Origin of the sequence: Streptomyces sp. NRRL WC-3605 (assembly GCF_001509795.1) — a bacterium.
Classification (GTDB): domain Bacteria; phylum Actinomycetota; class Actinomycetes; order Streptomycetales; family Streptomycetaceae; genus Streptomyces; species Streptomyces viridochromogenes.
This window is the reverse complement of the sequence record NZ_LLZN01000002.1, coordinates 1-23,269: the sequence shown is the minus strand read 5'-3', so window position 1 is coordinate 23,269 and position 23,269 is coordinate 1. Positions and strand designations below refer to the sequence as shown.

At 73.1% G+C, this 23,269-nt stretch carries 19 protein-coding genes; 8 read left to right on the top strand and 11 right to left on the bottom strand.

Annotated elements, in window-relative coordinates; genetic code table 11:
• Nucleotides 1–61: 61 nt before the first annotated feature.
• The 3 genes from ADL34_RS02170 (at nucleotide 62) to ADL34_RS02160 (ending at nucleotide 1,922) form a co-directional block, all read left to right on the top strand.
• Nucleotides 62–307 (top strand): DUF397 domain-containing protein, encoded by a 246-nt coding sequence (locus tag ADL34_RS02170; RefSeq protein WP_062669662.1) that lies wholly within the window; start codon nucleotides 62–64, stop codon nucleotides 305–307.
• A gap of 136 nt (nucleotides 308–443) precedes the next feature.
• Entirely contained in the window at nucleotides 444–1,349 is a 906-nt protein-coding gene (locus ADL34_RS02165) for a universal stress protein (RefSeq protein ID WP_062669660.1), read from the top strand.
• Nucleotides 1,350–1,424: 75 nt separating this feature from the next.
• On the top strand, nucleotides 1,425–1,922 hold the full coding sequence (locus tag ADL34_RS02160; RefSeq protein WP_055619707.1) for a hypothetical protein: 498 nt from the start codon (nucleotides 1,425–1,427) through the stop codon (nucleotides 1,920–1,922).
• 19 nt (nucleotides 1,923–1,941) lie between these two features.
• On the opposite strand, the gene ADL34_RS02155 is transcribed toward ADL34_RS02160, so the two are convergent.
• The gene (locus ADL34_RS02155; RefSeq protein ID WP_062669659.1) at nucleotides 1,942–3,864 is read right to left on the bottom strand and encodes an N-acetylmuramoyl-L-alanine amidase; all 1,923 of its coding nucleotides are present in this window, start codon (nucleotides 3,862–3,864) and stop codon (nucleotides 1,942–1,944) included.
• Nucleotides 3,865–4,116: 252 nt separating this feature from the next.
• Complete coding sequence (locus tag ADL34_RS02150; RefSeq protein WP_079034282.1) at nucleotides 4,117–5,259, bottom strand: aminoglycoside phosphotransferase family protein; 1,143 nt, start codon at nucleotides 5,257–5,259, stop codon at nucleotides 4,117–4,119.
• A 233-nt stretch (nucleotides 5,260–5,492) separates the two neighbouring features.
• On the opposite strand from ADL34_RS02150, the gene ADL34_RS02145 reads away from it, so the two are divergent.
• Entirely contained in the window at nucleotides 5,493–6,989 is a 1,497-nt protein-coding gene (locus ADL34_RS02145; RefSeq protein ID WP_062669655.1) for a hypothetical protein, read from the top strand.
• 58 nt (nucleotides 6,990–7,047) lie between these two features.
• On the opposite strand, the gene ADL34_RS02140 is transcribed toward ADL34_RS02145, so the two are convergent.
• Nucleotides 7,048–8,430, bottom strand: coding sequence for a PP2C family protein-serine/threonine phosphatase (locus ADL34_RS02140; RefSeq protein WP_062669653.1), 1,383 nt, complete (start codon nucleotides 8,428–8,430; stop codon nucleotides 7,048–7,050).
• Between the two features lie 424 nt (nucleotides 8,431–8,854).
• Here ADL34_RS02140 and ADL34_RS02135 point away from each other — a divergent pair, with 424 nt between their 5' ends.
• Complete coding sequence (locus ADL34_RS02135; RefSeq protein ID WP_062669651.1) at nucleotides 8,855–9,268, top strand: SsgA family sporulation/cell division regulator; 414 nt, start codon at nucleotides 8,855–8,857, stop codon at nucleotides 9,266–9,268.
• A gap of 119 nt (nucleotides 9,269–9,387) precedes the next feature.
• Here the strand turns inward: ADL34_RS02135 and ADL34_RS02130 are convergent, their stop codons facing one another.
• Nucleotides 9,388–10,485: a hypothetical protein gene (locus ADL34_RS02130; RefSeq protein ID WP_062669649.1), complete on the bottom strand. Its 1,098-nt coding sequence runs from the start codon at nucleotides 10,483–10,485 to the stop codon at nucleotides 9,388–9,390.
• 64 nt (nucleotides 10,486–10,549) lie between these two features.
• Nucleotides 10,550–12,133: an alpha/beta hydrolase gene (locus ADL34_RS02125; RefSeq protein ID WP_062669647.1), complete on the bottom strand. Its 1,584-nt coding sequence runs from the start codon at nucleotides 12,131–12,133 to the stop codon at nucleotides 10,550–10,552.
• A gap of 269 nt (nucleotides 12,134–12,402) precedes the next feature.
• Between ADL34_RS02125 and ADL34_RS02120 the strand changes: the two genes are divergently transcribed.
• Entirely contained in the window at nucleotides 12,403–13,086 is a 684-nt protein-coding gene (locus ADL34_RS02120; protein ID WP_062669645.1) for a chaplin, read from the top strand.
• Nucleotides 13,087–13,280: 194 nt separating this feature from the next.
• A complete protein-coding gene (locus ADL34_RS02115; RefSeq protein WP_062669644.1) occupies nucleotides 13,281–14,138 on the top strand; it encodes a GNAT family N-acetyltransferase in 858 nt (285 codons plus the stop codon).
• Here ADL34_RS02115 and ADL34_RS02110 read toward each other — a convergent pair.
• The 3 genes from ADL34_RS02110 to ADL34_RS02100 all read right to left on the bottom strand — a co-directional run bounded on the left by ADL34_RS02110 (nucleotide 14,135) and on the right by ADL34_RS02100 (nucleotide 19,777).
• Nucleotides 14,135–14,863, bottom strand: a complete 729-nt coding sequence (locus tag ADL34_RS02110) for a hypothetical protein (protein WP_062669642.1) — start codon at nucleotides 14,861–14,863, stop codon at nucleotides 14,135–14,137. The two genes, ADL34_RS02115 and ADL34_RS02110, sit on opposite strands and share 4 nt — an antisense overlap.
• 7 nt (nucleotides 14,864–14,870) lie before the next feature.
• A complete protein-coding gene (locus tag ADL34_RS02105; protein WP_062669641.1) occupies nucleotides 14,871–19,160 on the bottom strand; it encodes an aminotransferase class I/II-fold pyridoxal phosphate-dependent enzyme in 4,290 nt (1,429 codons plus the stop codon).
• A 131-nt stretch (nucleotides 19,161–19,291) separates the two neighbouring features.
• Complete coding sequence (locus ADL34_RS02100; protein ID WP_062669640.1) at nucleotides 19,292–19,777, bottom strand: nucleoside deaminase; 486 nt, start codon at nucleotides 19,775–19,777, stop codon at nucleotides 19,292–19,294.
• 145 nt (nucleotides 19,778–19,922) lie between these two features.
• Between ADL34_RS02100 and ADL34_RS02095 the strand changes: the two genes are divergently transcribed.
• Nucleotides 19,923–20,702, top strand: a complete 780-nt coding sequence (locus tag ADL34_RS02095; RefSeq protein ID WP_062669639.1) for a GNAT family N-acetyltransferase — start codon at nucleotides 19,923–19,925, stop codon at nucleotides 20,700–20,702.
• Nucleotides 20,703–20,788: 86 nt separating this feature from the next.
• Here the strand turns inward: ADL34_RS02095 and ADL34_RS02090 are convergent, their stop codons facing one another.
• The 3 genes from ADL34_RS02090 to ADL34_RS02080 all read right to left on the bottom strand — a co-directional run bounded on the left by ADL34_RS02090 (nucleotide 20,789) and on the right by ADL34_RS02080 (nucleotide 23,190).
• Nucleotides 20,789–21,052 (bottom strand): GlsB/YeaQ/YmgE family stress response membrane protein, encoded by a 264-nt coding sequence (locus ADL34_RS02090; protein WP_062669638.1) that lies wholly within the window; start codon nucleotides 21,050–21,052, stop codon nucleotides 20,789–20,791.
• A 169-nt stretch (nucleotides 21,053–21,221) separates the two neighbouring features.
• On the bottom strand, nucleotides 21,222–21,662 hold the full coding sequence (locus ADL34_RS02085; RefSeq protein ID WP_062669637.1) for an SPW repeat protein: 441 nt from the start codon (nucleotides 21,660–21,662) through the stop codon (nucleotides 21,222–21,224).
• 157 nt (nucleotides 21,663–21,819) lie between these two features.
• A complete protein-coding gene (locus ADL34_RS02080) occupies nucleotides 21,820–23,190 on the bottom strand; it encodes a cryptochrome/photolyase family protein (protein ID WP_062669635.1) in 1,371 nt (456 codons plus the stop codon).
• Between the last annotated feature and the right edge of the window lie 79 nt (nucleotides 23,191–23,269).

Sequence of the window (23,269 nt, the reverse complement as noted above, 5' to 3'; positions counted from 1 at the left end):
GTTGGCACCAGGAACCGGTCGCTAGGCTGGCCGCGGACGACGAACCGGGAGGAGCACGGACGTGGCCGAGAGCACCATCCAGCAGCAGTCGCCGCTCGCGGGCTGGGACAAGCCGGAGCTGGACCTCAGCAACGCCGACTGGCACTCGAGCAGCCGTGGCCTCGGCGATGTCCAGATCGCCTTCGTCGAGGGCTTCATCGCCATGCGCAACGGAGACCGGCCGGAGAGCCCCTCCCTGATCTTCACCCCGGCCGAATGGGGCGCGTTCGTGTCGGGCGCCAGGGAAGGCGAGTTCGACCTGACGTAGGGGATCGTTCCGGAGCCGATCCGGGTGTGTCGCACCCGTTTTTCCGGACACGCGACCTGGACAGCCGCCCCCCGGCCGGTGCCTGCGTCAGGCTGGCCCCGGGGCGCGAAGGTCGTACTCCGGAGGTGAGGAACCCATGAGCACCCTGCCGGTCATCGCTGCGGTCGACGGTTCGGACGACAGCCTGATCGCACTGGACTGGGCGTTCGAGGCCGCGCTCACGCGCGACGCGCAGCTCAGCGTGGTCCACGTCCAGCAGTACCCGGCCTGGGCCAGGCCCGACGCCCTGCCCGTCGGCCGTCCCGAACCGGAGGACGACACGGTCCTGAACCTCGCGCGCCGCTACCTGGAGGGCCGGGACAAGAGGCCGCCGATCGCGTACCACGCCCTGGAAGGCGCCGTCGGGACGCTGTCCGCGCTCGGTGCGACCGCCCAGCTGCTGGTGCTCGGCTCCCGGGGCCGCGGCGGCTTCGCCAGCCTCCTGCTCGGCTCCACCGGCCTCGCCGCCGCCCGGGACGCCGAGTGCCCGGTCGTCGTCGTGCCGAAGCCGGGACGCCCGGTCCACGAGGGCGCCGTGCCCGTCGGACCCGGGCCGCGCGTCGTCGTCGGCCTCCAGGTCGACAGCCCCGACGAGGCCACGCTGTCCTTCGCCTTCGCCGAGGCCGCCCGGCGCGGCGCCCGGCTCCAGGCCGTCGCCGCCTACACCTGGCCGCTGCACCTGTGGACGACGGCCACCGCGCAGATCCTGCCCCCGGACGAGGACCAGGACGCCGTCGAGGCGGAGACCCGCAGCCTCGCCGAGGGCTTCCTCGCCCCGCACCGGGCCCGCCACCCCGAGGTGCGCGCCGAGGCGGTCGTGGCCCCCGGCGACGCGGCCGGTCAGCTCGTCGCCGCCAGCCGGCACGCGGCCCTCGTCGTCGTGGGCCGGCACCGCCGCCGGCTGCTGGCCCCGGCCCGCATGATGGGCTCGGTCACCCAGGCGGTCCTCCTGCACGCCGCGAGCCCGGTGGCCGTGGTCCCGCCCGCCTCCGCGGAGGAGTGAGCGGACCAGGGGAACGGTGTCCCGCACGACCTGCCCGCACGACGTGGAAGAGGCCCGGCCACGTACCATGGCGGCATGTCGTTCCTCCGCCGCCGCAGCGCCACGCCCGCCGGGCCCGACTTCGACGTACTGGCCATGGACCCGGGCGACTGGCCCGGCAACCTCGGCGCCGGGCTGCTGCCCGCCCCCGACGGCAGCTGCCAGGGCGTCTTCCTGCGGTACGACCTCTTCGGCGGCCGCGGTCCCGCCATGATCATCGGCAATCTGCCCGAGGGCTCCCCGGCCCGCGAGACCGACGAGGGCGAGATCCCGTTCGAGGTGGCGCAGCTGCTGCTCGCCCTGGAGAACGAGGAGGACGTCACCGTCGTCGGCAGCGAGGACGTGCCCGTGATGCAGGGCGACAACCTGCTGATCGTGCGGCGGCTGAAGCTCTCCGAGAGCCGTATCTCCTGCGTGCAGTTCGACCGCAGCGACAACGTCCTGGTGACCATCGCCGCCTGGGACCGCCCCATCACCGACGACCTGTACGCGCTGCTGAAGCCGCTGCCCGCCGAGCTCTTCCAGCAGGGCTGAGCCCGGCGGGGCGGCCCCGTCAGCCGCCCGACCGCACCACCTTCACGTCGGCCGCCCGGACGAACGCCACCCGGTGCCCGTACTGGATCTCGTAGTACTGGTCCTCGCCCCGCACCACCCGGTGCGAGCCCTCGTCGAAGGTCACCGCGTAGTAGTACTCGCCCCGCACCTTGCCGCCCACCACGTACCGCTGCCCGGCCGGCAGCGTGTACGGCAGCGGCGACACCGCCTGCACGGGCACGTCCGCCGGGTACGCGGACGCCTCCGGGTAGGCGCGTCCGTACACCGGCACGCTCTGCGCGCCGTCCTTCGGCGTGACCACGTCACCGACCGCGTGCACGGCCGTCGGTGTCTTCGCCGGGTTCCTGAACCACGCCTTCTGCCCGAGGTACCAGATCGCCGTCCAGTCGCCGTCCCGGCCGGCCACCGCGAACTGCTGCCCGGTCGACACCCGCGAGGACAGGTCGTTGACGTCCTTGGTCGGAGTGGACCCGAGACCGATGTCCTTGATGAGCGGGTACGACGTGCCGGGCCCGGAGTACAGCCGCACCGCGCTGGAACCGTGGTCGGCGCACCGCTCGCCCGCCGTCGTGCAGCCCGTGAACTCGGGCCGGTTCGTGGCGTAGTCGGGGCGGATCGTCACCAGGCCGCCCTTCGCGCCGGCGGTCGGCGCCAGGGGCCGGCCGAGCAGCTCGAAGTAGTGCCGCCAGTCCCAGTACGGGCCGGGGTCGGTGTGCATCCCGCCGATCGTCGACGTCGTCGGGCCCGGCACGGTGTCGTGCCCGAGGATGTGCTGCCGGTCCAGCGGGATGCCGTGCTTCTTGGCGAGATACGCCACCAGCCGCGCCGACGAGCGGTACATCGCCTCCGTGTACCAGGAGTCCGGGCGGGCCAGGAAGCCCTCGTGCTCCAGGCCGATCGACTTGGCGTTGACGTACCAGTTCCCCGCGTGCCAGGCCACGTCCTTCGCCTTCACATGCTGGGCGACGTGCCCGTCGGTGGACCGCAGCGTGTACTGCCAGGACACGTAGGTCGGGTCCTGCACCATGTCCAGGACGCCCTCCCAGGCGCCCTCGGTGTCATGGACGACGATGTACTCGATCTTCTGGTCCGCCGGTCGGTCGCCCAGGTCGTGATTGCCGTAGTCGCCGTCCCCGAACTCCTCGTAGGGCGCCGGGATCCACTCGCAGGACACCGTCGGAGGGCACTCCGTCTCCGCGGCCCTCGCCCGACGCAGCCCGGCGTGCCGCAGCTGCGCGGGATCGGGGGCGAGGCCGGGACGGGCGGCCAGCGACACCCGCTGCCCCTGGTCGGTGCGCCGCTCCTGACCGGTGCGCAGCACCTCGAAGACGTCGTTCGCGTACGCCGTGGCCGTCGACGTGTCGTCGGCGCCGGAGAACCGGGCCACCGCCCCGTACCAGTCGGCCGGGTCGGAGCTCAGCGGCTCGCCCAGCTCGCGCTGCGCGGCCGCGAGCAGCGCGGCGCCGCCCGCCACATTGGCGGCCGGGTCGCTGCGCAGCCGTTCGGGGCTCAGCCCGGTGAGCTCCGCCGCCCTCGGCAGCGTCCTGAGCCGGGCCGGGATCCCGGCGGTCTTCAGCGCCTTCGCCACGGGCGGCGGCGCCGGGCGGGCGCTGTCGCCGCGCGGGTCCTCGGTGCCCTCGCTGTGGTGCGCGGCCGGGCCGGCCAGCGCCGCCCGCGCGTCGGTCAGGTGCATCGGTCCGTAGCCGCCGGACACGCTGGGCGCGCCACTGTGCGCGTCCCAGCGGGACTGGAGATAGGAGACGCCGAGCAGGACGCTCGACGGCACGTGGTACTCGGCGGCGGCCGCGGTGAACGCCGACTGGAGCCGGTCGCCGGAGTCGGCGCTGACCCCGGACGGGGCGGCGCCGAGCAGGGGCACCAACAGGGCCGCGGCGGCGACGGCGGTGACGGATCCTCGCAAAGCAGCCTCCTGGGACGGTCGTGCGCGGTGAGCCGTGCGGGCCGGGCGTGGTCAGTGGTACCCGCTGTCCGACGATCCGTCAATCATGCCAAGGGCTGGGCGAATACCCATGTCAACCGAGTGTTCCCGGGAGTTTCGCGGGGGCGGCGGCCGGGCCTGCGCGGCGTCAGTGGCCTACCCCAATGACCGGACGCACGAAGGCCCGCGGAACGCTTCTGTCTCCAGAGAGCGCGCCGCGGGCCGCCGTCCCCGTCAGCGAGTGCCGACCGCCGCACGCACGGCCCGGCGGGCCAGCTGGCAGTCGTCGTGCAGCCGCCTCAGCAGCAGCCGCTGTTCCTCGCCGGACGGCGCGGCACCTTGGTGGGCCGTTCCCGGTGCCGTCGGGGCCGGGTCGTGCATCGAACGCTGCACCGCCATCTCGTAGGTGCGGATCTCGCGGGTCAGGACGAGCACCAGGTTCACCAGGAAGGCGTCCCGGGCGGCCGGGCCCGCCGACTGGGCGATCTGGCTGATCTGCCGCCGGGCCACCGGCGCGTCGCCGAGCACCGACCACAGCGTCGCCAGGTCGTAGCCCGGCAGGTACCAGCCCGCGTGCTCCCAGTCCACCAGCACTGGACCGGCCGGTGAGAGCAGGATGTTCGAGAGCAGTGCGTCGCCGTGGCAGAACTGGCCCATGCCCTGCCGGCCCGCGGAGGCCGCGATGCCGTGCAGGAGTTTCTGCAGGTCACCCATGTCCCGGTCGGTGAGCAGACCCAGATCGTGATACCGGGAGATCCGGGACGCGTAGTCCAGCGGCGCGTCGAACGTCCCCGCGGGCGGCCGCCATGCGTTGAGCCGGCAGATCGCGCCGAGCGCCGCTCTGATGTCCGCCCGCGGCGGGGCCTCCACCGGATGCCGCTGGAGTGCCGCCACCCGGCCCGGCATCCGTTCGATGACCAGGGTGCCGTTGTCCGGATCCGCCGCGATCAGTCTCGGCACCCGCACCGGGGGGCGGTGCCGGACGAACGAGCGGTAGGCCGCTATTTCGTGCCGGATCCGCTCCGCCCACGCGGGGGACTGGTCGAGTAAGCACTTGGCGACCGCCGTGCTGCGACCGGTCGTGCCGACCAGGAGCACGGACCGTCCGCTGCGGCGCAGCACCTGCACCGGCGCGAACTCCGGACAGATCCGGTGCACCGACGCGATCGCCGCGCGCAGCTGGGCGCCCTGGGGACCGGACAAGTCGAGTCTCCCGCTGAGCGGTTGGGTGCCGAGCCCCGCGGGGCGCCGTGGCCGGCCCGCGCCGAGCACGGGGGCGGGCGCCGGACGGGCGGGGTCGAGGTAGGGACCGCCACCCGCCGGGCGGGCACGCAGCGGCCGGGGCGGGGCGGACACGGAGGACGATGCTGCGTACATGGGAGAAACAGATCCCTTCGTGTGCCTGCGACGACAGTGCGCCATCCGACCCGGCCGCCCGGATACACCCTGGGGAGTGGCCCCCGGCGACCGGGTCGGGGTGGCGCATTCCTACCTGACACCCGGCGCCCAGTGGCACACCATCTGGCGCACCCTGGCGAACCCTGGCGAATAGTCCCGGGGCACCTTTCACCGGGCTACTGTCAACTCAGCCGAGAACCTGGGGGCTTGACGTGAGCGGAGAACCCAACACCCGTCTGTCGGATCTGTTCGGCCTGGCCGGCTGGTCCAAGGGCGAACTCGCGAGGCTGGTCAACCGGCAGGCGGCGGCCATGGGCCACCCCCAGCTGGCGACCGACACCTCACGGGTGCGGCGGTGGATCGACATGGGAGAGATCCCGCGCGATCCGGTGCCGCGGGTGCTGGCGGCCCTGTTCACCGAGCGTCTCGGCCGTGTCGTGACCATCGAGGACCTCGGTCTGGTCCGGCACGGGCGTGCGGGGAGACGGCAGGACGCCGGGAGCGTGGAGCATCCCGACGGTGTGCCGTGGGCGCCCGAGCGAACCGCCGCGGTCCTCACCGAATTCACGGGAATGGACCTCATGCTCAACCGACGCGGCTTGGTGGGCGCGGGTGCCGCGCTCGCCGCGGGATCCGCACTCAGCAGCGCCATGCACGACTGGCTGCGCACCGACCCGGCCCTCAGGGCCGACGCCCCCCAGTTCGACGACCCCTTGCACGCCGACCCCGCCGGGTTCGACCGTTACGAGGCCGCACCCATCGGATCGCAGGAGATCGAGGAGCTGGAGCGCTCGGTCGAGGTGTTCCGGGCCTGGGACGCCGCCCGTGGCGGCGGACTCCAGCGCAAGGCCGTGGTGGGCCAGTTGAACGAGGTGGGCGGCATGCTCGCCTACCGGCACCCCGACCATCTCCAGCGGCGCCTGTGGGGCGTCGCCGCCAACCTCGCCGTGCTCGCGGGCTGGATGTCGCACGACGTCGGCCTGGAGCCCACGGCCCAGAAGTACTTCGTCATCGCCACCCACGCGGCCCGTGAGGGCGGCGACCGGCCCCGCGCCGGGGAGGCCCTCTCCCGGGCCGCGCGCCAGATGGTGCACCTCGGCCGGCCCGACGACGCGCTCGACCTGATGAAGCTCGCCCAGTCCGGCTCGGGCGACCAGGTCCTGCCGCGCACCAAGGCCATGTTCCACACCATCGAGGCCTGGGCCCAGGCGTCCATGGGCAAGGGCCAGGCCATGCGCCGCACCCTGGGACAGGCCGAGGACCTCTTCGTCTCCGACAAGAGCGACGTACCGCCGCCGAGCTGGATGCAGACCTTCAAGGACGAGGATCTGTACGGCATGCAGGCCCTGGCCTACCGCACCCTGGCCGAGTTCGAGCCGGGTGCGGCCGCCCAGGCCCAGCACTTCGCGGAGAAGGCCCTGGCCCTGCGCGTCGACGGGCGCGAGCGGTCGAAGATCTTCGACCATCTGTCCATGGCGTCCGCCTGTTTCATCGCGGACGACCCCGAACAGGCCGACCGCTATGCCCGGCTGGCGCTCATGTCGATGGGCTCCAACTCCTCGGGCCGCACATGGGACCGGCTCCGGCAGATGTACCGGCTCACCGCCGAGTACTCCAGCTACCCGAAGATCCATGAGCTGCGGGAGGAGATCCGGCTTGCGCTGCCCAAGGCGAGGAAGCCGCAGGGGGGTACCAGCGCCCAGGCGTAAGCAGGAGCGTGCGCTCGGAGTGCGCGGTCCGTCTCCGTGACGGCCGTCTTTGTGACGGCTAGGCCGTCACCCTGGCCACGAGCACGCAGGCGCCGCCCTGGTGCTCCCTGTCACCGAACTCCTCGGCGACCAGCCGCACGCAGTCCTGTGCGGTGCCCGCCTCGACGAAGCGGGGGGCGAGGTCGAGGAGCCGGCGCGAGGCGTCCATGTCGTCGTGCCCCGGCAGCAGTCCGTCGGTGTGCAGCACGATCAGGTCGCCCGCCTGGAGGGCCTCCTCGGCGTCGCCGTAGCCGACACCCGGGGTCGACCCGAGCAGGGGCCCGCAGGGGGAGTCCAGCCTGCGCCCGGTGCCGCCGCGGAACAGCAGCGGGGCGGGGTGTCCGGCCCTCGCCCAGGTGAGCGTGCGGGTGGCGGGCCGGTAGCGGCAGCACACGGCGCTGCCGAGGGCCGGCTGGTCACCGGTGTCGAGCAGTTGGCCCAGCCAGGAGAGCAGCTGTCCCGGCTGGGTCCCGGCCATCGCCATGCCGCGTACGGCGCCCAGCAGCGTCGCCGTGCCCGAGGCCGCGGCGACGTCGTGACCGGTGAGGTCGCCGACGCTCAACAGCGCGGCCCCGTCCGGCAGTTCGAGCGAGTCGTACCAGTCGACCCCGATCGGTGTGCCGGCGGGAGACGACAGCCGGTGCGCCGCGACGTCCAGCGTGCCGGGCTCGCGCCGGGCCGGGTTCAGGGAGGCCCCCCACGGCGGCGGTACCGTCTCGCGCGCCCCGGCCGCGAGGCGGTGCTCCCCCTGCGCGGGACGCCGGGTCCCGGGGAGCGCGTCACGGGTCTCGCTGACCGTGTGCCGGCGGCGGCGGACCTCGCTGACGTCCCGGAGCACGGCCCACATGGAGGCCGCGGCGCCGTCGGCGTCGAGCACGGGCTCGCCCATCATGTGCACGGTCCGCGCCTGCCCGTCCGGCCGGACGATCCGGAACTCCCCGTCGATCGGCTGGGCGTCGATCAGGCAGGCCGTGACCATCGTGGTGAGCCGGCGGCGGTCCTCGTCGTGCACCAGGGACGGCAGTTCGTCGAGCGTCAGCGGCGGCGCGGCCGGATCCCGGCCGAGGATCTGGTACAGCTCGCCGGACCAGCTCGCCTCGTCCGTCAGCAGGTTCCACTCGGCGCTGCCGACCCGGCTGAGCACCGCGTCGGGCCGGGGCGCCTGGGCGGGGCCGTCCCGCAGCTGGGCCAGATGCGCGTCCAAGTCGTCGAGTTGGTGCAGGGCCAGGTCGCACAGGGCGCGCTGCCAGCGCTCGCGGGGGCCGGAGGCGTCGCTCGGGGTGTCCCGCCGCACGGCGTCCACCTCGCCCTTGAGCCGTCGCGTCTGCGAGATCAGCGCGTCGACCGGACCGGGTCCGGGTGGCTGTGCGGCGGGGCGGTCCGCGGAGACATGGGGCGGCATGACGCTCTCCGATGAGGGGACGGTACGACCAGGAACGACGGAGGGACCGTTACGACTGTCGCACAGCCCGCGACGCCCCGTAAGGGATTTGGCAACACCCGATGCGGTGGTGCGTCCGGCATATGCCAGAGTCTTCAGGAACAGGTCATGCGGTACGCATGGTGTACGTGCCCGGGAGGGGCATGTCGTATGCGGCGTACGTGATGTGGGGGGCCGTCGGGGTCGTCGCACGAGGTTCATGCGCGTGTTCGACGGTCACGTGTTCTAGCGATACGGGTGGCGGCCGTGTGCCGGATGGTTGCGCCTTCACCGGCGTGATGCAGCTCACAAAAAGAATCCGCGCACAGGTGTCATGCGAAAGGTGATTGCGGGGTCCTAAAAGCAAGCCGCAAAAATCACCGCCGCCGACACGGGGAGAGTGTCCATGGAGATCGCCCTGGAGCAACCCGCCCGCGCCCGTCTGATCACCGGCGAGGAGCGCGAACTCCCCGTCCCCGCCACGCTGCGGTACCGGTCCTCGGACCCGCTCGCGGTGCATCTCGACTTTCCGGGCGAGGTCTCCCTCGACGGCCGGGGCGCCGTGTGGACGTTCGCCCGTGGACTGCTGGACGCCGGTCTGCGCGGGCCGGCCGGGGACGGCGACGTGCGCGTGTGGCCCTGCGGCCGCGAGCGCACGGTCGTCGAACTGCACTCCCCGCACGGCATGGCGCTCCTCCAGTTCGACACGCCCGCCCTCGAGCGCTTCCTGCTGCGGACGTGCGCCGTGGTCGCGCCGGGCGAGGAGGACCTGGGTGAGGCCGTGGAACGCGGCCTGGGCGCGCTCTTCGGCGGCGTGTGACCCAGGGCGCAGGTCCCGTCAGGCCCGCGACGCGAGACACGTCCTGGGGGTGGCACGACGAGGAGGCCGACCGCGGCCGTACCTCCTCGTCGCCCCCTCGTCCCTCGTCATCGTCATCGTCAGTAGCGCAGCACGCCCGCGATCCGTTCGGCGTCGTCCAGGGTGCCGTCCGGGACGAACCGGACGTCGGCGCCGGTCTCCAGGCACTGCTCGACGATCTCGTCCACGATGTCCTCGCGGGCGTCGAGTTCGCCGCTGGCCGCCGGGACCAGATGGTCGCCCTCGTCGCCGCGCACCGTCATACGGAAGTTCTCCTCGACGGCCAGCAGCCGCACCCGGCCCTCCCGGGCGCTGCGCCAGACCTCGTCGACACCGGCCGCGTACGCCTTGCGCCCCCGGGCCGCGACGAGTTCACGCATCACCTCGTCGGTGCTCTCCCGCAGGTCGGCGGTGATCCGGGGCGCGACCGCCTGCCACACCGCGTCCCGCGTGCCGTGCGCCAGACCGCCGTGCGGGATGTGCACGGCGAGCTTCGCGGCGCCGCCGATCTCGTCCAGCAGGGACAGCGCCGCCGGTTCGCCGGTGACGTACAGGCGCCGGGGGTGGCGCCGCACGATGGCGCTGAGCGCGGAGTCGGCCTCCTTGAGGAAGTGCCGGGTGTCCTCGTCGCGGAAGGTGCTCGGCGTGTCCCCGATCCGCTCGCGCCGTTCGGCGTCGAAGTTCTCCGGGCGCCGGGTGAGGGGAAAGCCCCCGGTCCTGGCCTCGGTGATGCGGTCCAGGGTGCCGGTCCACAGGGTGGCGCGGTCGGCGGCGACCGAGCAGACCCAGTACGGACGTTCGGCGGCCTGCGCGGAGACGAGGTTGCGGGTGAGGAAGGTGTCCGAGAGCACCACGCGCTCGGGCACGGTACGGGCGAGCGACCACACCTGGTGCTCGCCGGGGGCCGCGAAGATCACCAGGCCGTCCTCGGCGTAGGTGAGGTCCACTTCGGCGAGGGCCTGGTCGAGTTCCCTCTCGACCGCCGCCCGGCGCTCCCGGGTCACCGACGGATCGGTCTCCAGCTGCTTCTTGGCCTCGGCCACGACATTGCGCAGCCGGACCTGGTCCTGGGCCCGGTAGGGCTCGCGGCGATGGGTGGGCGTCAGCACGGACACGGCCGGGTAGGGGCGCGGGCGCCGCAGCTCGGACAGGGTCGTGGGACTCAGTGCGTGCTCCATAAGACGACGATAGGACCGATTCGCCTTTAGGGCATTTGGGGCAATCTCTCACCTGGTCGCGGGACTACCGCCGGTCCTCGTCGGGCGCGCACGAACTGCCGTCGGGCGGCAGCGTGCCGTACAGCAGGAACGCGTCGACCGTGCCGTGCACGCACTTGGAGGAGGCGTAACCGGTGTGCCCGCTGCCCTTGTTGTCCAGCACCACGGCGGCGGAGCCGAGCCGTCGCGCCGTCTCCATGGTCCAGCGGTACGGCGTCGCCGGGTCGCCGCGGGTGCCCACGAGCAGCACCTTCGGTGTGTCCAGGTCCTTGACGTCCTCGCGGATGAAATCCGTGCCCGCGGGGCGGCCGTAGCACATCAGCACCTCGGTCAGCCGCTGCCGGCCGAAGACCGGGGAGGCCTCCTCGTACCGGGCGCGCAGCCGGTCCAGGCCGCCGACGATCTGCCGGCCGGTGGGACGGTCCGGGTCGTCGGCGCAGTTGATCGCCATCATGGCCGCGGCGGGGTTGTCGAGCGGGACGTCCTCCGCGTCGACCAGGCCGCCGTCGCGGTCGCCGGCCTTCGCCCGCCGCACGGGGGAGCCCCCGCCGCCGGCGAACGCCTCGATGGCGTGCGTGCTGCCGTCCTCGACCAGCGTGGCGAGGGCGCGCTCCAGGGTGGGCCACAGCTCCTTGCTGTACAGCGCGCTGCTGATCGCGGCGACCAGGTCCTGCCCGGTGAACGGCTCGCCGAAGACCGAGGGCACCGGGTCCTTGTCCAGCGAGTCGACGAGCATCACGACGTATCTGCGGGCCTGGCGCGCGTCCTGCCCGAACGGGCACGCCACGTCCTCGGCGCACCAGTCGGTGAACTCGTCCAGCGCCTTCTGCTGCCCCTCGGCGCCTGCCACCCCCTGCTCGGTCAGCGGCTCCGTCAGCGTGTCCACACCGTCCAGCACCAACCGGCCGACCTTGTCCGGGAACTGGGCGGCGTACACCGCGCCGAGCCGCGTCCCGTAGGAGAACCCGAGGTAGTTGAGCTTCTTGTCGCCGAGCGCCGCGCGCATCACGTCCAGGTCGCGCGAGGCGTCGACGGTGCCTATGTGCGGCAGGACCGGGCCCGAGTGCCGGGCGCAGGCGGCGGCCGCCTCGCGGAGCCCGTCGAGGACGGCCCGTGGATCGCGCCGGACCTCCGCCGGGTCGTCCGGGAGGTCGATCTGCTCCTTGCCGTCCCCGCAGCTGACCGGTGAGGAGCGGCCGACCCCGCGCGGATCGAACGTCACGATGTCGTAGTCGTCCGTGAGACTCATGAACTCCTTGCCCGCACCCGCGAACTCGGGCACGCCGGCGCCGCCCGGCCCGCCGAAGTTGACCAGCACCGAACCCTTCCGGTCGCCGGTCGCTCGATAACGGGCGAGCGCCAGTTCGAGTGTCCCGTCGCGGGGGTGGCCGTAGTCGAGCGGCACGGTGACCTTGCCGCACTGCATGTCCTTGGGCATGCCCTCGCCAGGACACTTGCCCCAGGCCACCTTCTGGTCGTAGAAGCGGGACACGGCGGACTCGGACGGCCTGCCCGTCGGCAGACCGGTGCCGACCACGGCCAGTCCGACCGCGCAGGTGACGGCGGCGCCGCGCCACAGGGTGGGGCGCGTTGACAGCTTTGCCGGCATCGAAGCCTCCAGGGACGCCCGTCGCGGGCCGGGAAGCGGCGTCCTCGGCTCACGATAAGCGGCACCCGGAACGGACGCCTCCGCACGAACGGCGGACAGGGACCACCGCCGACCGGGCGACATGTGCAGTGATCGGACTTTTTACCCCTAGTTCGACAACCCCGCACTCGATGGGGTGAATGGCCGATAAGCCATAACTCGGATGGATCGCTCGCGTTTTATCCGGTGCGGGCGAGTGCTCGTGACCATGTCTGGAAGGCAGGGACCCTATGAGACGGGTTACCCGAAACGGTGTGATCGCCATCGCTGCCGCCTCGGGCGCGATGGCCGTGACGTTCCCGGCTTACGCCGACTCCGCGGCGGACGGTGCCGCGGCCGACTCGCCCGGAGTGCTCTCCGGGAACACCGTCCAGGTTCCGGTGCACGTGCCGGTGAACGTGTGCGGGAACACCGTGAACGTGGTGGGGCTGCTGAACCCCACCGTGGGCAACAAGTGTGTCAACGAGGACGCGGGCGCCAAGAGCGACAGCAAGAAGGAGGAGGACAGCACGTCCGCCACGTCCTCCGTGAGCGGGTCGAAGGCGGAGGGCGTCTCGACGGAGTCCGGCGGCCTCGGGTCCGGCAACGTCATTCAGCTGCCGGTGCACGTGCCGGTCAACGTCACCGGCAACAGCGTGAACGTGATCGGTGCCGGCAACGCCGCGATCGAGAACGAGTCGGCGAACGTCTCCGGTGAGGAGACGCCCGTCACCACGCTGCCGGCGCCCGAGAAGGCGAAGCCGACGGCTCCCGAGCCGCGGTCGATGCCGCCCGCGCACGTGCCGCACGAGGCCGGAGCGGTCCTCGCCCACACGGGCGCGGACGCGACCGCGTCCCTCGCCGCGGGCGCCACGGCGCTCGTTCTGGGCGGTGCCGTCCTCTACCGGCGGTTCCGTACCCAGGCGGTGCGCTGACCTCGTCGTCAGGCATCGCGTGAAGGCCCCACCCGCTGGACACGAGAGGTGGGGCCTTCCGTGCGTCCGGGCATCCGAACACGTGTATGCCCGAGGTGCCGCCGTCCCGGCAACGGCTCGATCATGTCGTGACCGCCCACCGGTCCGTCCGCGAGGATGCCGCGTGACCGCACCCTGACGGAACGGAGCGCCCCATGGTCCTCGTGGCCCCCACGGACCTCGTCGTCGGCCGGGCCGGACCGGACGACTGGCCGGTCATCAGCGGATGGGCCGCCGCCGAGGGCTGGAACCCGGGGACGGGCGACGGACCGGCGTTCTTCGCCCAGGACCCCGACGGCTTCTTCCTCGGCCGGATCGACGGCGAGCCCGTCTCCGCGATCTCCGTCGTCACCTACGGCCCCGACTACGCGTTCCTCGGCTGCTACCTGGTCCGCCCCGGCCTGCGCGGCCGCGGGTTCGGCCTGGCCACCTGGAACACCGCGCTCGCCCACGCCGGGAACCGCACCGTCGGCCTCGACGGCGTCGTCGCCCAGCAGGACAACTACCGCCGCTCCGGCTTCGTGCACGCCCACCGCACCACCCGCTGGACCGGCGTCGCCCCCACCACCGCCACCGCACCGGCGGGCGTCCGCCCCGTGCGGCCGGAGGACTTCGCCGACATCGCCGCGTACGACACGCTGTGCACCCCCGCCGACCGGCCCCGCTTCCTGCGGCACTGGCTCGGCGCGCCCGGCCACCACGCCGTGGTCCGCCGCCGCGGCACCCGCGTCACCGGGTACGGCGTCGTCCGGCCCGGACACGACGGCCCGCGCGTCGGCCCGCTCTTCGCCGACGGCCCCGAGGACGCCCGCGCCCTGTTCGGCGCGCTGACCGCCCACACCGGCGGCCGCGAGGTCGCCGTCGACGTACCCGAGACCAACCCGGCCGGCATCGCTCTGGTCCGGGCGGCCGGCTTCACCCCGTCGTTCGAGACGGCCCGCATGTACACCGGCCCCGTCCGGCCCCACGCCCACGAGCGGGTGTTCGGCGTGACCACCCTGGAGCTCGGCTAACGCGCCCGCCCCGCCAGCAGCACCATCCCCGAGTCGCCGTAGTCCGGGAGCGTCGGGTCGGCGTCGATACGGGTGACCGCCAGCTCGCGGGTGAGGGGCGCGAACACCGACGTGACGATGTCCGGGTCCACCGGGCAGCCCGGCCAGCGTGAGGCCGGGCCGATCCGGTACGTCGGCATGTTCTCCATGAACGCCGCCACCAGATACCCGCCCGGCGCCACGCACCCCACGAACGTCCGGCAGAACGCCGCGAACTCGGCGCGGTCCTCGGTGGCGCCCTCCGCCACGAAGTGCATCGAGGCCAGGTCGTACCGGCCGGGAGGCAGCTCACGGACGTCGGCGTGGACCACGTGCACCGGCGCCAGCGACCCGGCCAGCGTGGCGGGCAGGGCGGGATTCAGGCGGCGGCACAGCTCGTGGAACGGCAGCCAGCTGGCGTCGGGGCCGTCCAGGATCTGCTGCTCCAGATAGGCCACGTTGCCCGCGCCCGCCTCCACCGCCTCAACCCGGCGGCTCGCCGCGGCGGCCAGGATCAGCGGATACACGTTCGGTCCGGCGCCGAACTCCACCGAGCGGCCGAGGGAGCCGGGCGGCAGCCGGCGGTAGAACGCCGAGTGATGCGCGATGACCGCCGCGTCGCAGGGGTGCACCTCACGGTAGTTCTCCGCCAGGTAGTCGACCACCGGCCAGCGGTCCCAGTCCACGTCGTCGTTGTGCGTGGTCATGCTCGGCTCAGCCCTTCGGACGCAGCGGGTAGCGCGCGGCGAGCCGCGTGAGGACGTCGTTCAGCCGGTCGATGTCCTCGTCCGTGTGCAGCGCCGTGAGCTGGACGCGGAAACCGACCCGGTCACGGGGGACCAGCGGATAGGCGGCCACCGTCACATAGATCCCCTCCTGCCACAGGAACCGCGCGACCTGCTCCAGGTCGGACGGGTCGCCGAGCGGCACCTCCACGATCGGCAGACGGTCGGTGTTCAGGGTGTGCACGCCCAGGGCGTCCAGATGGTCCAGGACCCGGGTCGTCAGGCGGAACAGGCCGGCCCTGAGGGCGTCACCGCGCCGTTCGTTCACGTCGAGCCCGGAGAGCGCGGTCGCCAGGGAGGCCGTGGGGGAGGGACCCGAGTAGAGGTAGGGGGCGGCGGCCGTCTTGAGCCGGTTCTTCAGCTCGGCGGGCAGCGCCAGGAAGGCCAGCAGCGACGAGTACGCCTTGGAGAACCCCGCGGCCAGGACGACGCCGTCGTACGACTCGCCGGTGTGCCGGACCACGGCGTTTCCCCGCGTGCCGTACGGGCACGGCTCGGTGGGGGAGCGCTCGCCGATGACACCGAAGCCGTGCGCGTCGTCGACGTACAGCGTGGCCCCGTGGGTACGGCACACGGAGGCCAGCGCGGGCAGGTCGGGGATGTTGCCGGTCATGCTGTTCACCCCGTCCAGACAGACCAGGCGGGGCGCGCTCGCAGGGGCCGCGGCCAGCAACGCGTCCAGCTCCTCCGGGCGTTCGGCGCGGAACCGGCGCAGGGTCGCGCCCTGGCCGCGGGCCACCGTGCAGCCGTCGTACACCGTGCGGTGCGCGGTCGCCTCCACGAAGACGTGCCCGTCGTCGGCGAGGACCGGGATCACCGAGGTGTGGATGATCGTCAGCGTCGGCAGCAGCAGGGTGTCGGGGGCGCCCAGCAGCTCCGCCAGCCGCTCCTCGATGCGCGGGTACAGCCGCGGGCTGCCCAGCAGCCGGGACCAGCTGGGATGCGTGCCCCACTCCTGTACGGCCGGGTCGATGGTGGCGGCGATCTCCGGGTCCCAGTCGAAGCCGAGGTAGTTGCAGGACGCGAAGTCGATGAGCCAGTGGCCCCGGCTGCGGATGTGCCGGCCGCGGACCTCGTCCAGGACGGCGTCCGTCATCGGGCTGGTGCGGCGCAGCCGGTCCAGGTCGGCCTCCCGCGCGGCCCGCCGGCCGCGCGCCGGCAGCACCCGGCGGTCGCCGTCGCTGCGCCGCTCGGCCGTGGCCGGTGCGGCCCGGCCGCCGTCGCGGCGCAGCACCTGCCGGCTCTGCTCCAGCGTCATCGGCCGGGCGAACAGGTAGCCCTGCCCGAACCGGCAGCCCATCCTGGCCAGAAGGTCCCGCTGCTCGGGCTCCTCGATGCCCTCCGCGATCACCTGGAGCCCCAGGGTGTCGGCGATGTGCACGATGCCCTCGACCAGCGCCACCTGCTGGGCGTCGCGGGGGATGTCGTCGATGTACGACTTGTCGATCTTCAGGACGTCGATCGGGAAGTCCCGCAGGTACCGCAGCGACGAGAACCCGGTGCCGAAGTCGTCGACCGCGATGTGCACCCCCAGGTCCTTCAGGGACCGCAGCATCGCCTGGACCTGGGTGTCCCGGCGCAGCAGCACCGTCTCCGTCAGCTCCAGCTGGAGACTGCCCGGCGCGAGCCCCGGCGTCCGCAGCGCCTGGTCGACCTGCTGCACGAACCCGTTGTCGCGGAACTGCCGGGCGGAGACGTTGACGCTGACGTACGGGGGGCGCCCTTGCACGCGCTCCTCCTGCAGCCCCGCGATGTCCAGGGCCGCCTTCTCCAGCACCCAGGAGCCGAGGGCGCCGATGTGCCCGGTCTCCTCGGCCAGGCTGATGAACTGCTCCGGTGTGACCGGCCGCTGCGCGGTGTGCGGCCAGCGCGCCAGTGCCTCGAAGCCGACGACCTCGCCGGCGGTGATGTCCACGACGGGCTGGTAGCGCACCGCGAACTCCTGGGCGGCGACCGCTCGGGCGAGCCGTCTCTGCATGTCGTGCCGTTCGATCATGCGGCTGTGCAGCAGGGGCCGGAAGCGGCGCCACTGCCGTTTGCCCGCCGCCTTCGCCGCGTACAGCGCGAGGTCGGCGTGGCCCAGCAGTTCGTCGGCGTCCGTGCTGTCCCGTGCCGTGGCCACCCCCACGCTCGCCGACACGGTCACGGACTCGCCGCCCAGCGCGAAGGGCCGGCTCAGGGTCTGGATGACCTGCGCGGCCAGCAGTTCGGCGTCGAGGGGCTGCCGGGCGTCCTCCATCAGGACGGCGAACTCGTCGCCGCCGAGCCGGGCAGCGGTGTCGGTGCGGCGCAGGGTCCGCGACAGCCGGATCCCGACGTCCTTCAGCAGATGGTCGCCCGCCGAGTGCCCGAGCGTGTCGTTGACCAGCTTGAAGTCGTCGAGGTCGATGAAGAGCAGACAGGTCAGCGACGCCTCGCGGCGGCCCCGCAGCAGGGCCCGCTCGATCCGCTCGAGGAGCAGCGTCCGGTTCGGCAGCCCGGTCAGCGAGTCGTGGAAGGCGCGCTCGGTCAGCTCGTGCTCCAGCCGCCGCTGCTCGGTCACGTCCCGCAGGGTGACCACGAGCCCGGCCACCGTGCGCTCGTCACGGAAGTCGCTGCACCGCACCTCCACCTCGACCTGCCCGTCCGGATGCCGCACCCACCAGTGGTCGTGGGTGGCCCGCGGCCCGATCTGACGGACCGCCGCGAGCTGCCGGGCCGCCCGCAGCCGGTCGCGGGGGTCCACCAGCTCCGGCAGCCTCCGACCCGCCAGGTCCGAGGTGCCGAACACGGTGGCGGCGGACGGGCTGGCGTACCGGATCACGTCGTCGTCCTCCAGGATCAGGATCACGTCGGACGCGTTGCGGACCAGGGTGCGGAAGTACGCCTCGCTCTCCCGCCGGATGACCTCCTGGCGCAGCACCACCCGCTCCTTGGCGAGGCCGGCGTGCGACGCGAGGATCTCCAGCGAGCTCCGGGTCTCGTTGAGCCGTGCCGGAGGCCCCGCCACCAGCAGCACACCCGGGATGTCGCCCGCCGGACGGTCGGGCGGGACCATCGGGCAGACCAGGGCGGAACTCAGGCCGTCCAGTCGGGCCGCGACCTCGGGTTCCAGGCTGTCGGCGCCGACCAGCCGGGCGTGGCGCGGGGCGAGCGCCGACAGCCGCTCGGCCGGCAGCAGCAGCGTGCGGTGCCGGACGGCGGGCCCGAGGAGCCGGTCGACGGCCGCCTCGCAGGAGCGGACGACCTCCTCCTGCCGGACCGCCGACACCAGAGAGGCACCGGCCGCGCGCAGCGCCAGCTCCCGCTCCACGGCCCGGCGGTGGGCCACCACCATGCCGGCCAGACGCAGGATGACCAGCAGGAACAGCGTGCCCGAGAACGCGGCGATCACCGGCACACCGTGGGGCTTGTCCTTCAGTCCCTCGAACAGCAGGACCGTCGGGGCGACGAACGTGGCAACCCCGAGGAGCAGCAGCCGGCGTGGCGGCGGGAGCAGGGACTCGCTCACCGGCTCCGCCGCGGTCAGCTCCACCATCGCGGGGTGCAGTGTGGCCAGGCCCCACGCCGTGTAGAAGACGATCCACCCGGCGTCGACCAGGGTGCCGGTCCGCCACTCGTCGTGCAGCTGCATGATCCCGTAGGTGATGTCGAAGCCGAGCAGCGTCACGGTGCCCACGACGAGCAGCGCCAGCGACACGTTGTGCCGGCTCGCCGCGCTCGGGGTCAGCAGCCGGGCGAGCAGGGCCAGCACGAGGACGTCGCCGAGCGGGTAGGCGATGCTGATGGCCCGCTGCTGCCAGGTGAGCCCGTCGATCTCGGTCAGCGGCTGGACCAGGAACACCCAGACGGGCAGCGCGAGTCCCGCGGTCAGGATCAGGGCGTCGACCAGCCCGGGCAGGTCGTGGCCGGTCCAGCGGTAGCGGATGAGACCGGACAGGCCGACGGCGAACAGCACGTAGTTCGCGAGGTAGAAGGCGTCGGCGGGGGACGGGAACGGGTTCTCGACGTGGAAGTACGTCTCCATCACGTTGTAGTACGTGTCGCCCGTGATGAAGCAGAGCAGCCCCGCGGCCAGGACCCACCAGGGCCAGCGACGGGCGGGCCGGTTCACATGGATGCCGACCAGCATGGCCACGACACCGAGCAGGCCGATCAGTGCCCAGACCGGGGTGAGCGCGGCCGGGACCGTCATGTAGACGACCGTCGCCGTCGCGACCAGGACGAGGAGGGCCCACATCAGCCGCCGAGGCGACGGCCACGACCGGCGTCCCGCACGGTCGGAGGAGACCGGGATCCCCACCTGGTCAGTGCCCATTCTACGATCGTAGGCACCGCCGATCGGCGCCTGCATCTCGGGCGGACGGGGTGTCAGCCGGCGCGCCCGTGGAACCGCGCATGCAGGGCGCGGATGTCCTCCGTCAGCTCGGGGACCGGGCCCTCGACGGTCACACCGGGTGCCACCTCCTGTACGGGGAGCGGCCGTACCGGCGCCGGGCCGACCCCCAACTCGGCCAGCCAGCCGCTCAGTTGCTCCGACGAGGCGACGTACACGATCCGTCCCAGGCCCACCCAGGCGTGCGCGGCGGCGCACATCGGGCAGTGCTCGCCGGAGGTGTACACCGTGGCCGCGGCCCGTTCCGCCGGGGACAGATGCGCGGCGGACCAGCGTGCCAGCTCGAACTCGGGGTGCCGGGTGCGGTCCCCGGAGGCCACCCGGTTGTGGTCCTCGGCCAGCACCTTCCCGTCCGCTCCCACCAGGACCGAGCCGAAGGGCTCGTCCCCGGCGTCCAGGGCATCGGCGGCCAGTTCGACGCAGCGGCGCAGGTACGGCAGTTCGGCGTCCTCGACGGCCATGGTGCGGGTCCTCCTCCAGGTGCGGTTCCTCCGGCTCTCCCATGGTCGCCGACGGACGGCACCCCTGGCGCGGTGGGGCCCGGCGAGGGGCCGGCCACGCGGTAAAGCGCTTGCCCCGGCACCGGGTTGGTGCTGAGGTGACCGCATGGATCCCGCCGCCGTCCTCGCCCTGTTCGACCGCGATCTTCGCGAATACGCGCGGCCGGACGGCCCGGACGTCGTGGTGGAGCGGGCCGGCCCGGTCGTCCGTCAGGTGTCGTCAGGCCAGGGCTGGAACGGCGTCGTGTGGTCGGCGCTGGACGGGACGACGGCCGACGCGGCGATCGCCGCGCAGATCGCCCACTTCGACGGGCTCGGCCTGGAATTCGAGTGGAAGCTGTACGGCCACGACCGCCCCGTCGACCTGGGCCGGCGGCTCCGGGACGCCGGTTTCACGGCCGAGCCCGAGGAGACGGTGATGATCGCGGAGGCCGCGGCGCTGGACCTGGACGTCCGGCCGCCGGCCGGTGTCCGCCTCGTCCCGGTGACCGACGCCGCCGGCGCCGATCTCGTCGCCGAGGTGCACCGCAGGGCGTTCGGCGGTGACGGCGCGCGCATCCGGCACCAACTGCTCGCGCATCTCGCGACCGGCGCGGACACGGTGCTGGCCGTGGTCGCGGTGACGGACGACGGGGTGCCGGTGAGCGCCGCGCGCATGGAACTCGTGCCCGGGACACGGTTCGCGGGACTCTGGGGCGGCGGGACCGTCGAGGGCTGGCGGGGCCGCGGCATCTACCGGGCTCTCGTCGCGCACCGCGCCCGCGCCGCCGTGGACCGGGGCTACCGGTACCTCCAGGTCGACGCGATGAGCACCAGCCGGCCCATCCTGGAGCGCCTCGGCTTCGAGCCGCTGACCACGACGACACCGTACGTCCACACGCCCTGACGCGACCGTCCGCCCGCGCGAAGGCCCGCGACCGGAGAGCCGGTCGCGGGCCTCTGCCTGGTGCGCGGTGCGTTCCCGCGCGGGTGTCAGCGATGGGCCTTCGCACGGTCCAGTGCGGCGACGCCCACGGCCGCGAGACCGATCTGGATGAGCCATTCGATCCAGTCGACGCCGTTCGTGTCGTTCACGTCCAGACCGGCGGCGATCGCCGAACCGATCAGGGCGGCCACGATGCCGACGAGGATCGTCCACAGCACGCCGATGTGCTGCCGGCCCGGTACGACGAGGCGTCCGAGCACACCGATGACAATGCCGATCACGATGGCACTGATGATCCCCGAGATCTCCATTTCGCTCCTCTTCTCCGGTCCCGCGTCACGCGGACTGTGCCCGCGTCACTGCGGGTTCCCCGAGGATCGGCGGACAGTCCCCATCCGGTCGAACAGACTTGCGTCGCGGGCACGTGGAGGCCGGTCCGTCGGGCGGACCGGCCCACGCGATGTCCCGTTCCGTCGTGCGCTACCGCCTGGTGGTGCTCCTCGCCGCCGTGCCGGCGCACAGCAGGCCGAGGACCACGGCCAGCGCACCGATGACGATGTTGTTCACGACCACGCCGGCGTCCGGGCTGTCCCCGACGATCCATGGCGCGATGATCATCCAGATCCCCAGCGCGCAGAAGGCCCAGCTCAGGCCGTACATGCGCTCAGGGGCGCGGGTGAATCCCAGGGCCAGGAGGGCGATGGCGATGCCCATGATCAGATTGTGGGTCACCAGCGGGGGCTGGCTGGTCGTGTAGTGGAGTATCCAGGGGGACGCGGCGCAGTACAGACCGAGCAGGAACACCGGTCCGTCCAGGAGCGTCACGTCGCGGCCTCCGAGGACGCGGTCGTAACGGTCCCGCATCTCGGATACGTCCGGATGGCTGGCCATGTCACCTCTGGTGTGCGAGACGTCGGCCATGACTCGTCTCCTTTGACTTGCAGGCCTGGCCGCTCCATGAGCGGGGTGCTGTTGAAGCCACCTTCAACCATTTTGCGCTTATTTTTTCCTTATGTGTAGAGGTGGGGGCGTAGAGCTGGAAGGCCTGGCGGTGGGGCGCACACGGAGGTCGGGGTGCTCACCGGCCGCGCGCCCGCCGGAAGCGCTCCAGGCCCTCGCCGAGCCCGACGACCGGGGCCGGGTAGCCGAGCGCGGCACGGTCGTCGTCGCCGAGCCGCCACGGCTCGTGCACTCTCGTGCCCTCGACCTCCGCCAGCTCGGGCACCCAGCGGCGGACGTAACGCCCCTCGGGGTCGTACCGCTTGGCCTGCAGGACCGGGTTCAGGACCCGGTGGGGCCGGGTGTCGGTGCCCGTGCCGGCCACCCACTGCCAGTTCAGCTGGTTGTTGGCCACGTCGCCGTCGACCAGCAGGTCCAGGAAGTGCCGGGCGCCGACCCGCCAGTCCACGTACAGGGTCTTGGTGAGGAAGCTCGCCGTCAGCAGCCGCCCCCGGTTGTGCATCCATCCCTCGTGCCGCAGCTGGCGCATCGCCGCGTCCACGATCGGGTAGCCGGTACGGCCCTCCCGCCACGCGGCGATGTCCCCCGCGGCCTCCCGCTCCGGACGCCAGCGGTCGCCGCGGGTGCGGTAGTCGGCCGTGGCGGCGGCGGGCCGTGCCGCGAGGACCTGCCGGTGGAAGTCCCGCCAGGCGAGCTGCCGTACGAACGCGTCCGCGCCGGCGCCACCCTCGCGGCGGGCGCGGTGGACCAGCTCGACGGGGGAGAGGGTGCCGAAGTGCAGGTGCGGCGAGAGCCGGGAGGTCGCGTCACCGGCGAGGTCGTCGTGCCGGTCCTCGTAGGCCGCGATGCCGCCGCGCAGCCAGGCCGTGAGCCGGCGGCGGCCCTCCTCCTCACCGCCCGCCGCGAGCCCCTCCGACAGCCCCGACAGACCGCTGCGCCCGGGCAGCGGCTCGGACCCCACCCCTTCCGGCACCCGCACCGCCCGAGGCGCGCCGAGCGGGTCCCGCAGCCGGTGGTCGGACCAGCGCCGCAGGTAGGGCGTGAACACGGCGAAGTGGTCGGAGGAGGCCGGGGTCACCGCGCCGGGGGCCACGGCCGTCGTCACCGTGTCGTGCACGTGCAGCCGCACCCCCTGGGCCTCGAGGGCCCGGCGCAGCCGTTCCTCGCGGTGCTGGGCGTGGGCGCTGACGTCGGACGCCATGTGCACCTCGTCGGCGTCCGCCTCCGTCACCACCCGGCACACCTGCTCGACCAGGCCACCCCGGCGCACGACCAGCCGGCCGCCCCGCTCGCGCAGCCCGGCGTCCAGATCGCGCAGGCAGTCCGCGAGGAACGCCAGCCGGTTGGGCGCCGCGAACCCGGCGGCGTCGACGGCGGGGTCCCGCACGAACAGCGGGACGGTCCCGTCGGCGCCGTCCAGGGCCGCGCACAGCGGCGGATGGTCGTGCAGGCGCAGGTCGCTGGTGAACAGGACGACCGAGATGCTCATGACGCGTACTCCGGGGGCGGCGTGGTCGTGCGGGGCGCGGGGCGGGGCGGGTGTGGTCGTGCGGGGCGCGGGGCGGGCG